This is a genomic window from Puia dinghuensis, from assembly GCF_014642875.1.
GTDB classification, from domain to species: Bacteria; Bacteroidota; Bacteroidia; order Chitinophagales; family Chitinophagaceae; genus Puia; species Puia dinghuensis.
Genome location: NZ_BMJC01000002.1, coordinates 770,059 through 783,627, shown reverse-complemented (window position 1 = coordinate 783,627; position 13,569 = coordinate 770,059). Strand labels below are relative to the sequence as shown.

The following is a 13,569-nucleotide window of genomic DNA, read 5'->3' as shown; positions in this document are numbered from 1 at the left end:
AACCCATTTTTCGTACCTTCACCTCATGAACGTCCTCCTATTCAATGGCTGCAGCGACACCCGCCCCGAAACCACCGGGCGCAAACTCTCCGCCTATCTCTACCAGCAGCTCACCGACAAAGGCTACACTGTAACCCAGGTAAACGTATCCGACGCCCACATCCCCTTCTTCGAACTCCGCCAGCCCAATCCTCCCGCTGAGGTAGAAGCCATGGTCGACGCCTTCATGCGCAGCGACCTCCAGATCTGGCTTACTCCTCTCTACCATGGCGGTATGACCGGCGCCATGAAGAACTGCCTCGACTGGCTCGAACTCACCGCCCGCAACGAAAAACCCTATCTCACCGACAAGGTGGTGGGTCTCGTCTGCTGGGCCGATGGCGGACAGGCCATGCAGGGTATCAATGCCATGGACGCGGTGGCGAAAGCCCTCCGCGCCTGGGTCATCCCCTATACTGTCCCCCTTGTGAAAGGACAATTGTACACCGACGCCCACCGGCGTGAACTATCTGTAGAGCATACCCGAAAACTGGACCGGCTCATCGCCCTCCTCGGCAATGCCCGGCAATCCTTCGCTTTAATTTCTTAACGCAATGGCAAAGCCGCAAAACAAGATCCTTCCTGCAGAGGGAATACAGCTCAACGGCCGGCTCTGGCTCGAATACGAAGGCCACCGGTTCTTCGGCCCCGGCCCCGTCCAACTGCTCGAACTCATCGAAGAGACCGGCTCCATCAGCGCGGCCGCAAAAAAAATGCAGATGTCCTATAAAAAGGCATGGGATATCGTCAATAACCTCAACACCACCACCATCACACCCCTCGTCATCACCGCCACCGGTGGCGAAAAAGGGGGCGGCTCCACCATCTCACCCGAAGCCCGGGAATTGATCGACTGGTACAAACAGCTTCGGCAGCGATTCACCCTCTTCCTCGAGGCCGAGACCCAACACATAAATAAACACTGAATAATGAAGTTACTCATCACCGTTGCGGCCCTTATCCTTGTGTCTATGGCCGCTGTCGCCCAGCAACCACAATCCACTGTTGCTGTAGGCGGCGAAGTCACTACTCCACTGACCCTTACGGCCGCCGATCTCGCCGCTATGCCCCGGACTACCGCCACCGCAAAGGACAAGCAAGGCTTTCCCCATACCTTCGCGGGCGTGGCTCTCTCAGAGATCTTCAAAAAGGCCGGCGTCACCACGGGCAAGGACCTCCGCGGGAAAAATATGACCAAATACGTATTGGTCTCCTGTGCCGATAACTATCAGGTTGTCTTTTCGCTGGCCGAACTCGATTCCAGCATCACCGATAGGGTAGTCATTCTTGCCGACCAGGAAGGAGGCCAGCCCCTGCCCGCTGCTACCGGTCCCTTCCGCCTTGTCGTCCCCGGCGAGAAAAAACCCGCCCGCAATTGTTACAAGGTAACCTCGATAGACATTAAATTAGCAGGCAAATAAGCTACATATGAAAAATTTTTTGCTTCTCGCATTCCTCGCCACCGGCTTCGTCCTCCATGCCCAGCGTCCCCTTCACACCCGCTGGGACGAACTCACCGCCAGCGACTGGCCCCGCGCCCTGGCCGCCTCCAACCACACCTGTATCCTTCCTATCGGTATCCTCGAAAAACATGGTCCTCATGTTCCCATAGGCTCCGATCTTATCCAGGTACGCGAATGGTCAGCCCGCGCGACAAAAAAGGAATATGCCGTTGTGTTCCCCGACTACTTCTACGGCCAGATAAATGAAGCCCGTCATGTACCCGGAAGTTTCGCTCTCCCCGAACGCGTCGTCTGGGATTTGCTGGAAGCTACCTGCGACGAAATAGCCCGCAATGGCTTTGATAAGATCGTTATCATCAACGGCCATGGCGGCAACCCCGAACTCATCCGCTATTTCATCCAGACCCGCCTGGAAAAGGCACGGCCTTACGCCGTCTATTTCTTCGAACCCGCCAACGACAGCACCTATCGGCGCCAGCTCGCCGCCCTGCATAAGTCGGACCCTGCCGGCGACCAGCATGCGGGCGAACGTGAAACATCCTCCATCCTCTATCTTCGGCCCGACTTGGTGGAGATGGACTCCGCCAACAATGAATCCGGCGCCAACCAGCACCGGCTGAACATTCCTAACGTATATACTGCAATTTGGTGGTATGCCGACTATCCCAACCACTACGCCGGCGACGGCTCAAAAGCTACCAGGGCCGAAGGCGAGCTGGTGTGCGAACACTTTATCAGTCAACTCGTCGAAGCCCTCAAAGCCATCAAGGCCGACACAAAAACACTCGAACTGCAAAAAGAATATTTCAATCGCGTTCCACTCACACCTCGTCCATGACCACTCTTCAACAAATAATTGATCACCGGGTCGTAGCCATCCTTCGTGGCTGCGACCCGGATCATATCCTTCCCATCGCCCAGGCGCTTTATGACGGTGGCATCCGTTTGCTGGAGATCACCCTCAACTCCCGCGACGCCCTAAAAGCCATAGAAGAAACATCCGCAAAATTCAGCGACAAGCTGCTCATCGGCGCCGGCACCGTCCTCAGCCCCGGCGAAGCAGAAGCCGCCATTGCCGCCGGAGCCCGTTTCATCCTTTCCCCTTCGCTCGATCTGCCCACCATCGAACGTACCCTCGAACTCGGGGCCGTCAGCATCCCCGGCGCCTTCACCGCAACGGAGATTCTCACGGCTTACCGTAATGGCGCCGGGATGGTAAAAGTCTTCCCCGCCTCCGTCGGTCCGGCCTATTTCCGCGACCTGCGTGGTCCCTTTCCCCATATTCCGCTGATGCCTACCGGTGGTGTCAACCTCGGGAATATCCGGCAATTCCAAAAAGCCCGTGCGGCCGCTTTCGGCATCGGCAGCGCTCTCGTCACCCCAACCGACCACCTCACTCCCAGCTACTTACAAGATCTCACTACTACCGCTGCCGCCTACGTCGAAGCGGTCGGCCAATAACTCCTACCTTTACAAAAAATCAGGTATATGGAAACCACAACAAAACCATCCTTTGGAGAAATAATAAAAGGTCACAAGCCCGTATTGGTAGACTTTTCAGCCGAATGGTGCGGTCCCTGTAAAATGATGCCTCCCATCCTCAAAGAAGTAAAAGACAAAATGGGCGATCAGGTCACCATCCTCAAACTGGATATCGATCGCAACCCGGCCGTGGCCACCGCCTATGGCATTCAAAGCGTTCCTACACTTATCGTCTTCCGCGACGGCCAGATCAAGTGGCGGCAAAGCGGCGTCCTCCGCGCCGACCAGATCAAACAGGTGCTCGACGGGATCCTATCTTCCCAATAACCCGGAATCCCCCAGCCAGTCGTACAGTCGTTGCGGCCATTCCGCAATACCTCCTTTGTTATCCTGACGGAAGCCAAATCCATGTCCGGCATTGCCGTAGATATGCAATTCGGCGGGGATACCCTTTTCCTTAAACCGGACGAACAGCTTCGCGCACTCCGCCGTGATCTCCACGCAATCCTGGTAGCCCCCGCAGATGAAAGCCGGCGGCGACTGCCGGGTAACAACATACCGTTCGGGATTGCTGGGATAAACCAGCACCTGGAAATCCGGTCGTGAGGGCTTCCGGTCAATGGCATCGTTTGTCAGCAACGGCGGCGCATCATAACGCATAGCCGCAAGCGCCGCCAGCTCGCCCCCCGCGGAAAACCCCATCACCCCCACATGCTCCGCATCGATGCCCCACTCCGCAGCGCGGCTTCTCACATAACGAACGGCGCGGAGTATATCCGCCAGCGCATGCGTCTCCACTGAATACGGCGACCCTGCAGCTGCCCCGAGCCGGTATTTCAGGACAAAAGCGGCAATACCCCGCTCACTCAGCCAACGCGCCGGAGCATGCCCCTCATGATCGATCCACAACTCCCGGTGACTGCCACCCGGCGCGATGATCATTGCGGTACCCGTCGCTTTCTCCGCCTTAGCCCCAGCCGCCCCCTTCCCCTCCATTGCAGGGTAATACACTATCGCCGGCCGGTGAACCTCCGTCACCAACCTTTCGTTGCCCGACATCCGCACTTTCTCCTGCGGCGCCGAAGCAGTCTCCGGCCACAATAAAAAGCCTTCTTCCGTCGGCGTATCCAAATATTGAGGTGGAGTCAACTTTCCCCGTAACTTATTGATAAGCTGTTTCATTCGTACCCCAATTTTATGAACATTTTTTATATTTCCTTGTTACCTTTGTCCACAACATGCGGCGCACACGGAATATATACTGGAAGGCCTTGCTGATGCTGGTGGTTTTCACTGCCAACTTCACCGTCTTTTGCCATTGCGCTACGGCTGCAAAAGTCCACTGTTGCTGCTGCGACGCAAAGAAATCTGGGAAGTCCAAACCTTGCCACAGCCACCAGGCGGTTAAATTCAATCTCCTGGAAAAGCAGATCGCCGACCAGGTTCAGGCTGCGCCCCTGCCTGTTATCGAGCTGCTCATCCAACGGCCTGTTCTTCCCCTAACAGAACTACCGGCAGCCACCACGACCAGCAACCCCCGACACCCTCCACCTGACATCCTAGCCCTCCAACAGCGTTTCCTGATTTGATGCGGGCTTGAATACCCGTACATTTTATTTATCACATTCAATTCCACAAATCATGAAGCACTTTATTACTGTTCTCGCCGTCATCGCGACAACTTCTATATTCTCCCATCTCAACGCCCAGCAGATCGCTCTCGCCCCCGTCCTCACGGATTATTACAACGTCAAAGACGCCCTGATCACCAGCGACGCAAAGGCCACGGCCGAAAAAGCCGCCCTGCTGTTAAAGGATATCAACAGTGTAAACATGTCCGCCATCCCCATGAAGGACCATATGGCCTTTATGGCTTTGAAAGACAAGTTGGCCTTTGACGCCCGGCACATCTCCGAATCCACCGACATCAGCCACCAGCGCGAACATTTCGCCAGCCTTTCGGCAAACATGGCCAGCCTCGCCAAACAGGCTAAGCTTTCCGATCAACCCATCTATGAGGATTATTGCCCGATGAAAAAGAGCTCGTGGCTGAGTAATGACACGGCTATCAAAAATCCCTATTTCGGCAACAGCATGCTCACCTGCGGTAAGGTAACGCGCACCCTGAAACCTTAACCACCATATGAGAAGCCTCGTCATTGGCCTGCTGGTCGTCCTCACCGGTATGTCCGCGCATGCGCAATACAGCCCCCATAGGGTCGTCTACAACCTCTGCATCACCGACACGATGGTCAACTACACCGGCCATCACCGCCATGCCATCGCCGTCAACGGGACGCTCCCGGGCCCGACATTGGAATTCACCGAAGGCGATACCGCCGAGATCCATATCCATAACCACATGATGATGGAAACCTCCGTCCATTGGCACGGCGTCATCGTACCCAATCAGTATGACGGGGTATCCTATCTTACTTCTCCACCAATAAAACCGATGGGCGAATACACCGCCGTATTCCCCATCGTTCAGAACGGAACGTATTGGTATCATTCCCATACCATGTTGCAGGAGCAGGTCGGCCTCTATGGCGCCATCGTCATCCACAAACGGCAGGCGCCGCTGCAACCCGGTGAGCCTTCATCCGCGCAGGTCCCGCCTGAACAGGTTGTCCTGCTCAGCGACTGGACCGACGAAACGCCCTACGAGGTACAACGCAGCTTGCACTATGCAACGGATTGGTATGCCATCCGCAAGGGCAGCACCCAGAACTATGCCGCGGCGATAAAGGCTCACCGGCTGCATACAAAGCTCACGAATGAATGGAAACGGATGCTGCCAATGGATGTCAGCGATGTGTATTATAACAAATTCCTCGTCAACGGGAAACCCGAAGAGGCGCAAAAGCAATACAAACCGGGCGACAAGGTCCGCCTGCGTGTCATCAACGGCAGCTCGTCCACCTATTTCTGGCTGCAATACGCCGGCGGCAGCATCACGGTCGTCGCCAACGATGGAAAGGACGTTGAGCCCGTTGTCGTCGACCGGCTCATCGTAGGCGTCTCCGAAACCTACGACCTCATCGTCACCATCCCCGGGGACAGCGGCTATGCCTTTCGCGCCACCGCCGAAGACCGCACCGGCGCCACCACGCTCTGGCTCGGCAATGGTCCTCAAAAAGCGCTGCCGCCTCTTCCTGTGCTCAATTATTTTGAAGGGATGAACATGATGAACGGTATGATGAACAGCAGCGGCGGGATGAAAATGATGGACATGAAAATGACCAACCAGACCATGGACATGAACAGCGTCATGTACGCGGAGCAAAGCGGCACTACGCTCAACTACGGCATGCTCCGGTCGCCCGTGAAAACGACGCTGCCCGCCGGCAATCCCGCCCCGATGACCTCCGACTCAGTCCCCGCCGGCAATCCGCCCCCCGATTCTGCCGCCCCCCGCACTCCCGGCGCCCCGACCCGCGTCTTCTACTTCAACCTCACGGGCAACATGAACCGTTATGTCTGGACCATCAACAACAAGGCCGTGTCCGAGACCGACAAGATACTCATCCGTCACGGCGACAACGTCCGCATCATCCTCTACAACGGTACGATGATGCGCCACCCCATGCACCTGCACGGTCATTTCTTCCGGCTGCTGAATGGTCAGGGCGACTATGCCCCGCTGAAAACTGTCGTGGATATCATGCCCATGGAAACCGACACCCTGGAATTCGCCGCCACCGAAAGCGGAGACTGGTTCTTCCATTGTCATATCCTCTATCATATGATGAGCGGCATGGGCCGGATCTTTCACTATGAGGACTCGCCGCCTCCGCCTGGCATCCCTCATCCGCAAAAGGCATTAAAGCATCTCTACAGTGACGACCGTGAGATCCGGCCCATGGCCCGCATCGGCCTCGAAAGCAATGGCAGCGATGGCGAAGCACAATTAGCCAACACCCGTTACCGGTTTCAGACCGAATGGCGACTGGGCACCGACTCGCGCAAAGGCTACGAGTCCGAAAGTCATCTCGGCCGTTATCTCGGGACGATGCAATACTGGCTACCCTACATCGGCTGGGATTTCCGCTATCGAAGTCTAATCACCACAGAAAAGAACCTTTTCGGTCAGACCGATACCAAGAACCATCGCGACGTTTTCTGTGCCGGTGTCCAGTACACCCTGCCCATGCTCGTTATCGCCGACGCGCGCATCGACACCCGCGGCAGTCTGCGTTTCCAGCTCAGCCGGGAAGACCTGCCGCTCACCAGCCGCCTGCGCTTCAGTTTTATGATCAACACCGACAAGGAATACATGGCCGGTCTCCGCTACATTGTTACCAAATACTTCGGCTTCTCCACCCATTACGATAGCGACATGGGCTACGGCGCCGGCATAACCATCAATTATTAGGCTGTATCATATCCCACAAATTCCCATACAGGTCTTGAAACACCAGCACGGTGCCATACGCTTCAACGGACGGCTCGCGATCTATGCGCACTCCATGCGCCACCAACCGCTGATGATCGCGGTGGATATCATCCGTAAACAGAAACAGGAAAACCCTTCCCCCCGTCTGGTTACCTACCCGGCTCACCTGTTCGTCACCCACGGCCTTAGCCAACAGCAGCCGGCAGCCTTCACCCCCTGTCGAAGGCGCCACCACGACCCATCGTTTGGTCTGGCTAAGCGGAGTATCCTCTATCAAAACAAATCCCAGTTTTTCGACATAAAAGGAAATAGCCTCATCATAGTCTCTGACCAATAACGATAGTTGCGCGATCTTCCGGTTCATAATTTTTTTTATGGCCTTAAATCTAGCCATTTGTCGCGAAAAACCCTTTTTATTGTCGGGATCACCCCTCAAACCTTCGAACAATAAAAGGCAACTTTACAAAAAAGATAACCATGCAAATCGATAAAACCGAATTGGCCGCACAGGTAAAACAAACCGGCGCCAACATCATCCATACAATCGCGGCCTTCACCGGCGAACAATTCAATAGCACACCTTCTTATGGCGGCTGGACGGCCGGCCAGGTCGCCGAACACCTCCTCCTTTCGGCGGGGGTCGCCGAGGTCATTGCCGGACGCACTTCCCCGACAACCGATCGCCAACCCGATACCCATCTGGCCATGATCGCCGGCGTCTTCCTTGATTTCAGCACCAAACTCCCATCCCCCGATTACATCATCCCCGCTGAAGGATATTACGACAAGGAAGAGATGCTCAATAAAATAAAGCTGGTCTGGGATAAAATAGGGGAGGGGACACGCCTTCTCGATCTTTCGGCTACCTGCCTCGACTTCGAATTCCCCGGTGTCGGCCCCATGACCCGCCTGGAATGGATCTGGTTCTATGTCTGGCATACCCAACGGCACCTGCACCAGCTAAAGAATATTTATGCATCCGTTTCTTGCGCTCATGCCGATCGGTCTGCCTGAAGGTCCACAATTTTAACAAATTAGCACCCAACAATTCCAGTGGCGTTTACCGTACAATGGACATGCTCAAGCGCGTCCTTAATTTCGTCCTGGTCCTGTTGATCTTGCTGATAGTAGTCGGTGTAATGCTGTTCCTCATCCGCTTCGGCATGCCCTGAGCATGACCGGCATCTTATCTGCACCCTCTCCCTATCAGCACACAAACCAGCGCCACTACTATCAATATCACCCAAAACACAAGCTGCCGTCGCGTGCCCGTGACCCGCATCGTCTGCACCTGCTCTTGTGCTGCCAGCAACTGCCCCTGCAACAGCTGCAGCTCCTGTTGCTGTAAACCCACCCGCTGGATATTCAATTCTTCCAAACCGCGGATCTTCTCCTCCAGGTTGCGCACCTGCTTGTCATAATTGGCGCCAAGCTGCAGCGTGATCGTTTCGATAAGCCGGGCCTTCGAATGTTGCAATTCCTCTACTGTTTCATTATATATCCTATTAAGGTATTGTCCAAGCGCCGTCGGCGTGATAAATGCCTTATCCGCCATCTTCTGCACCAGCGGGGTGTCTTCCTTGTGCCCGATAGCCGTTACAAACAAGGGCTCCAGCTCCAGGCAGTACTCCGCTACATCGGGACTGTTAAACACCTCCATGTTCTCCCCACCACCCCGGGAAAGGACCAGCAGATCGTTGGCCTCTGCATCATTATACCGGCGCAGCGCCTGCAGGATGTCCGCCTCCGACGAAAGGTTGATCCGTTCGAACCCGATGTTATAAAAACCAACGGCCTCACCCAGTGCATGGCTGATATCGCTGTCGACAATGGCCGTCTTCCCGATCAGTATCCTGATGCGCACGGTTTCCTCATTGACGATGCGCCCTTTGACAAACCCATCCACATCCCGGTAACCAAGCCCCGCCTTTTGCTGTAGCAACCCGATCGCACGGATCTCTTTGTCGGAATAAGTATTCACCGTCTGCTGAAGCAACTCGGTCATCACCGCATGAACCTCGATCCGCCCGCCGTTGAGGACCACTCTCTTGGTGATGTAGCCGTAAAAGGAGATCGTTTTATTATGCGTAAGCCCGTTGCGTAACAACGCCGGCACGACAAGCGTCAGCACGGCGTCCGTCGCCTCGTCTTTCAGCGTGTCGTAAAAATAGCCGGCATAGGTAACGCCTTTTCCGGCCAGATAAATCCCCTTTACTAAAATGATCTTTTTGGTCGCAGACGGTGCGAGCGCACTATTAAACAAATGAAGCAGGGATGCCGGCGTATAACTGATATCATTAGCCCAATTAGCGGGGACAGCTTGTTCCTCAGACACGACTACCTAATTTCCTGCTAAATTACTAAAAATATTGGAATTTCTAAACCAACACCGAACCCCCATCCACCACGATCGCCTGACCCGTGATATGCGGTTCCTCCATCAGGTAGATAAAGGTGCGCGCAATATCCTCCGCCTCGCCGACCCTGCGCACCGGCAACCGGGAGGCCTCGGTAGCATACATTCCTTCCCGGACATCCGCCGGCAGACCATTCCACAGATTGGTTCGGATCACGCCCGGTTCGACGAGGTTGACGCGCATCGGCGCCAGTTCCACCGCCATCGCCCGTGTAAATCCTTCCATGGCTGCACAGATACTTGCTGCAAGCGACCAACCCTTGCCGGGCCGTGGACTGGCTGTGCCCCCGATGAGACAAACAGACCCGCCCGGACGGATATGCGGCGAGCCGTATTTTACAGCGGTGACAGCGCCCCAGTACCGGATGTCGAAAAACGCCCTGGCCTCATCCATCACCAGTTGTTCGAGGGTAACAAGGCTGAGCGTATCCCCGGCCGTGTACACCAGGTGATCGAAGGGCCCCACTCGCTCAAAAAAGGCTTTGATATTGGCTTCTTTACTAAGATCGATGGCATAGCCTTCCGGCTTGCCTGGCAGCCCTTTCAACGCCTCATCGATACGGGCCTGATTGCTGGAGACGATGACAACGTGCGCACCCGCCGCCGCTGCGGCCTTTGCCGTGGCCAGCCCGATCCCCGAGCTGCCACCCAGTATAACTACTTTCTTATTGGTTAACATATGGCAAAGCTCGTCCATCGGTACAGCCTCACCTTTACCAAATGGTAAATTCGTTATTTTATGCTGGTTCTCCTGATCCGGCTTAGTGACTGTGGCGTGATGCCCAGGTAGGAAGCGATGTCGCTCAATGAGACCCTTGAAGCGATGTCCGGCTGCTGGGTCAGGAAAAGTTTATAACGGGCAGCCGCATCATGTCCCAGGTAAGAATTGCGGATCGTTATCTTATCCAGCAGCCCGTGGTGGATCAGCCGGTCTATCAACAACTGCAGATACGGGATCTCTGCATACAATCCCAGCAGCCGGTCGCGGGTGATGGCCGATACAGTTGCTTTACAGGCCGCCTGGATGCGTTCCTCCGCCGCCGTTTGATTCTCAAAACTCCGCAGGATGGTACAAAATTGGTTCTCCTTTAGAAAGAAATGCGTCCTTTCCTCCCCCTCCTCATTGGTCATCACAATGCGCAGGATGCCGTCGCAGATAAAGAACAGCTCCCGGCACACTGTCCCTCCGCGGAAAAGATCATCTCCTTCTTCATAGCTCCTCGCCTGCCAGGCTTCGCCAATCAATTCCCGGTCGCCCGCAGGGATGGGGCGCATTGATTGCAGCCGTTCGATCAATGGATTCGTCATATGAGTTCGAAGATGAATATAAAGGTCGTAAAAAGCAACAGCATTGTCATACCCAAAAATTACGGTTTCGTAGCCGAATCTTCCCCGCTTGTCTTCCCTAACGTTTCATTAACGAGAGTCTGGCCTATTCTTGCCCTATGCAAACCAAAATCATTACCCTGTCCGCAACAGTACTCTTCCTTCCCCTGCTGCTTATGGCCCAGGCTCGTCACACCGTCAGTGGTACGGTACGGGACGCGGCCTCAGGGGAAACGCTCATCGGCGCCAGCATCTTTCTATTAGAAAGACCACATTCCGCCGTTCTGAGCAATGCCTATGGCTTTTATTCCCTCAGCGCACCACCCGGTAATTATCATCTTATCGTCAGTTTCACCGGGTACCGTAGCGATACCATTCCCGTGAGCCTCGATCACGATCTTACAAACCCGATCCAGCTAACCCCTGGCGCTCCCCAATTGCAGGAGGTGGTCGTCACCGGGAACAGGAATGCCAACAACGTCACAAAACCGCTGATGGGAGTGCAAAAGCTCTCGATAAACGAGATAAAGGACATCCCCGTCATTTTTGGCGAGAAGGATATCCTTAAGACGATACAGCTGCTCCCTGGTGTCCAGTCGGCGGGAGATGGTAACAGTGGTTTTTATGTCCGGGGCGGATCGGTGGATCAGAACCTCATCCTCCTCGACGAAGCAACGGTCTACAACCCTTCGCACCTGCTGGGTTTCTTCTCTACCTTCAACTCGGATGCCATCAAGGATGTCACGCTTTATAAAGGCGCCATCCCCGCGGAGTATGGCGGCCGGCTGGCTTCCGTCCTCGATGTCCGGATGAATGATGGCAACGACAAAGGCTTCCATGGCAGCGGCGGCATCGGTCTCATTTCCTCCCGGCTTGAATTGGAAGGGCCCATCGAAAAGGACAATGGCTCCTGGATCGTCAGCGCCCGCCGCACCTATGCCGACCTCTTCCTCAAGCTGTCAAAGGATACCAATACCAACCGCAGCAGCCTTTATTTCTATGACATCAATGCAAAGGCCAATTACAAATTGGGGGAGAAAGACCGGCTATATCTCTCCGGCTACTTCGGGAAAGACAACCTCGGCCTTGGCAATACCTTTGGACTCGATTACGGCAATACGACGGCCACCCTCCGCTGGAACCACATTTTCAACAGCCGGTTGTTCTCCAACACCTCCTTCATCTATAGCAAGTACTACTACAACATCACCGTCAATGACGCTAACAACAACATTGGCATCAACTCCAATATCCGCGACCTCCATTTCAAGGAAGACCTGCAATACTATGCCAATGCCGACAATAAGATCAACTTCGGCATCGACGTCACACACCATACCACCTCTCCGGGCGTCATCACCGCCAGCCAGTCATCCAGCTTCAATGGCCTTACCATCCAAAGCAAATACGCTCTTGAAAGCGCCGTCTATTTCTCGCACGACCTCTCCATTGGCAATGCAGTCAATATCAACTATGGTCTCCGCGCCGGTCTCTTCACCGTCTTCGGTCCCGGCAACTTCTACACCTATGATTCTGCCGGTAATGCCATCGACACGGCAACCTATACATCCGGACAGGTCGTAAAGAATTATTTCAACCTCGAGCCCCGGTTTTCCATGAGCTATAAGCTCAACGATGTGAGCTCGATGAAAATATCCTATACCCGCACTACCCAAAACCTGCATCTCCTGTCCAATTCCACTTCCTCCAATCCCACGGACGTCTGGATACCCAGCAGCAACAATGTCAAACCGGAGATCGCCGACCAGGTATCCCTCGGCTACTACCGGAATTTTGACGACAATCGCTATGAGTTCTCTACCGAAGTGTATTACCGCTCCATGCAAAACCAGATAGATTATAAGAACGGCGCCCAGCTCGTCGCCAATGAGAACGTGGAGTCGCAGCTCATTTTCGGCAAGGGACGCTCCTATGGCCTGGAAATGTTCCTCAAAAAGAAGTTTGGCCAGTTCACTGGCTGGGTAAGCTATACGCTTTCGCGCACCGAACGCCAGTTCGCCGGAATCAACAACTATTCCTGGTACCCGGCCAACCAGGACAGGACGCATGATATCTCCATCGTTGGTGTCTATAAGATCAACAGCAAATGGACCCTCTCCGGCGACTTTGTATACTATACTGGCAACGCCGTCACCTGGCCTGTGGGCAAATATGACGTCAACGGCAAGGTCGTCTGGCTCTACGGCCAGCGCAACACCAGCCGGATGCCGCCTTACAATCGTCTCGACATCGGGGCTACCCTCCAGGGGAAGAAGACAAAGAAGTTCGACAGCAACTGGAACTTCTCCGTGTATAATGTCTATGGCCGTCAAAATCCCTATTCCATCGTCTTCCAGCAGGATCCCGGCGACCCCTCAAAGACCCAGGCCGTCCGCTGGGCCCTGTTCCGCTGGGTTCCCTCCGTTACTTATAACTTCAAATTCTAA

Annotated in this window: 16 protein-coding genes; 11 read left to right on the top strand and 5 right to left on the bottom strand. The window is 54.8% G+C overall.

Translation table 11 applies throughout. The annotated features are described in order from the left end of the window. The first annotated feature begins 25 nt into the window (after positions 1-25). The 6 genes from IEY39_RS11435 to trxA are packed head-to-tail and all read left to right on the top strand — an operon-like array spanning position 26 to position 3,311. The gene (locus IEY39_RS11435; protein WP_188931530.1) at positions 26-589 is read left to right on the top strand and encodes an NADPH-dependent FMN reductase; all 564 of its coding nucleotides are present in this window, start codon (positions 26-28) and stop codon (positions 587-589) included. Positions 590-593: 4 nt separating this feature from the next. Continuing rightward, positions 594-965, top strand: coding sequence for a winged helix-turn-helix domain-containing protein (locus IEY39_RS11430; RefSeq protein WP_188931528.1), 372 nt, complete (start codon positions 594-596; stop codon positions 963-965). A 3-nt stretch (positions 966-968) separates the two neighbouring features. Further along, positions 969-1,460: a molybdopterin-dependent oxidoreductase gene (locus tag IEY39_RS11425; RefSeq protein ID WP_188931526.1), complete on the top strand. Its 492-nt coding sequence runs from the start codon at positions 969-971 to the stop codon at positions 1,458-1,460. Between the two features lie 7 nt (positions 1,461-1,467). Beyond that, positions 1,468-2,340, top strand: a complete 873-nt coding sequence (locus IEY39_RS11420) for a creatininase family protein (protein ID WP_188931524.1) — start codon at positions 1,468-1,470, stop codon at positions 2,338-2,340. Continuing rightward, complete coding sequence (locus IEY39_RS11415) at positions 2,337-2,963, top strand: bifunctional 4-hydroxy-2-oxoglutarate aldolase/2-dehydro-3-deoxy-phosphogluconate aldolase (protein ID WP_188931522.1); 627 nt, start codon at positions 2,337-2,339, stop codon at positions 2,961-2,963. Before IEY39_RS11420 ends, IEY39_RS11415 begins: the two co-directional genes overlap by 4 nt. Before the next feature lie 27 nt (positions 2,964-2,990). Then, positions 2,991-3,311: a thioredoxin gene (gene trxA, locus IEY39_RS11410; protein ID WP_188931520.1), complete on the top strand. Its 321-nt coding sequence runs from the start codon at positions 2,991-2,993 to the stop codon at positions 3,309-3,311. On the opposite strand, the gene IEY39_RS11405 is transcribed toward trxA, so the two are convergent. Next, the gene (locus IEY39_RS11405; protein WP_188931518.1) at positions 3,297-4,166 is read right to left on the bottom strand and encodes an alpha/beta hydrolase; all 870 of its coding nucleotides are present in this window, start codon (positions 4,164-4,166) and stop codon (positions 3,297-3,299) included. The genes trxA and IEY39_RS11405 overlap by 15 nt on opposite strands. 56 nt (positions 4,167-4,222) lie before the next feature. Here IEY39_RS11405 and IEY39_RS11400 point away from each other — a divergent pair, with 56 nt between their 5' ends. From IEY39_RS11400 to IEY39_RS11390, 3 genes are read left to right on the top strand one after another with little or no spacing between them, the layout of a single operon-like run. Next, a complete protein-coding gene (locus IEY39_RS11400; RefSeq protein ID WP_188931516.1) occupies positions 4,223-4,573 on the top strand; it encodes a hypothetical protein in 351 nt (116 codons plus the stop codon). Between the two features lie 52 nt (positions 4,574-4,625). Further along, the gene (locus IEY39_RS11395) at positions 4,626-5,120 is read left to right on the top strand and encodes a DUF3347 domain-containing protein (protein ID WP_188931514.1); all 495 of its coding nucleotides are present in this window, start codon (positions 4,626-4,628) and stop codon (positions 5,118-5,120) included. 7 nt (positions 5,121-5,127) lie between these two features. Beyond that, the gene (locus tag IEY39_RS11390) at positions 5,128-7,359 is read left to right on the top strand and encodes a multicopper oxidase domain-containing protein (RefSeq protein ID WP_188931512.1); all 2,232 of its coding nucleotides are present in this window, start codon (positions 5,128-5,130) and stop codon (positions 7,357-7,359) included. On the opposite strand, the gene IEY39_RS11385 is transcribed toward IEY39_RS11390, so the two are convergent. Beyond that, positions 7,349-7,744: a VOC family protein gene (locus IEY39_RS11385; protein WP_188931509.1), complete on the bottom strand. Its 396-nt coding sequence runs from the start codon at positions 7,742-7,744 to the stop codon at positions 7,349-7,351. The two genes, IEY39_RS11390 and IEY39_RS11385, sit on opposite strands and share 11 nt — an antisense overlap. Positions 7,745-7,857: 113 nt before the next feature. Between IEY39_RS11385 and IEY39_RS11380 the strand changes: the two genes are divergently transcribed. Beyond that, positions 7,858-8,394 carry a DinB family protein gene (locus tag IEY39_RS11380; RefSeq protein ID WP_188931508.1) on the top strand — a complete coding sequence of 179 codons (537 nt, stop codon included), beginning with the start codon at positions 7,858-7,860 and terminating at the stop codon, positions 8,392-8,394. A gap of 172 nt (positions 8,395-8,566) precedes the next feature. On the opposite strand, the gene IEY39_RS11375 is transcribed toward IEY39_RS11380, so the two are convergent. Genes IEY39_RS11375 through IEY39_RS11365 form a run of 3 tightly spaced genes read right to left on the bottom strand, consistent with a single transcriptional unit; the run spans position 8,567 to position 11,104 of the window. Beyond that, positions 8,567-9,715, bottom strand: a complete 1,149-nt coding sequence (locus tag IEY39_RS11375) for an exodeoxyribonuclease VII large subunit (RefSeq protein WP_188931507.1) — start codon at positions 9,713-9,715, stop codon at positions 8,567-8,569. A gap of 43 nt (positions 9,716-9,758) precedes the next feature. Then, a complete protein-coding gene (locus tag IEY39_RS11370) occupies positions 9,759-10,475 on the bottom strand; it encodes an SDR family oxidoreductase (RefSeq protein ID WP_188931500.1) in 717 nt (238 codons plus the stop codon). A gap of 53 nt (positions 10,476-10,528) precedes the next feature. Continuing rightward, complete coding sequence (locus IEY39_RS11365) at positions 10,529-11,104, bottom strand: Crp/Fnr family transcriptional regulator (RefSeq protein ID WP_188931498.1); 576 nt, start codon at positions 11,102-11,104, stop codon at positions 10,529-10,531. Between the two features lie 137 nt (positions 11,105-11,241). Between IEY39_RS11365 and IEY39_RS11360 the strand changes: the two genes are divergently transcribed. Next, positions 11,242-13,569, top strand: coding sequence for a TonB-dependent receptor (locus tag IEY39_RS11360; protein ID WP_188931496.1), 2,328 nt, complete (start codon positions 11,242-11,244; stop codon positions 13,567-13,569).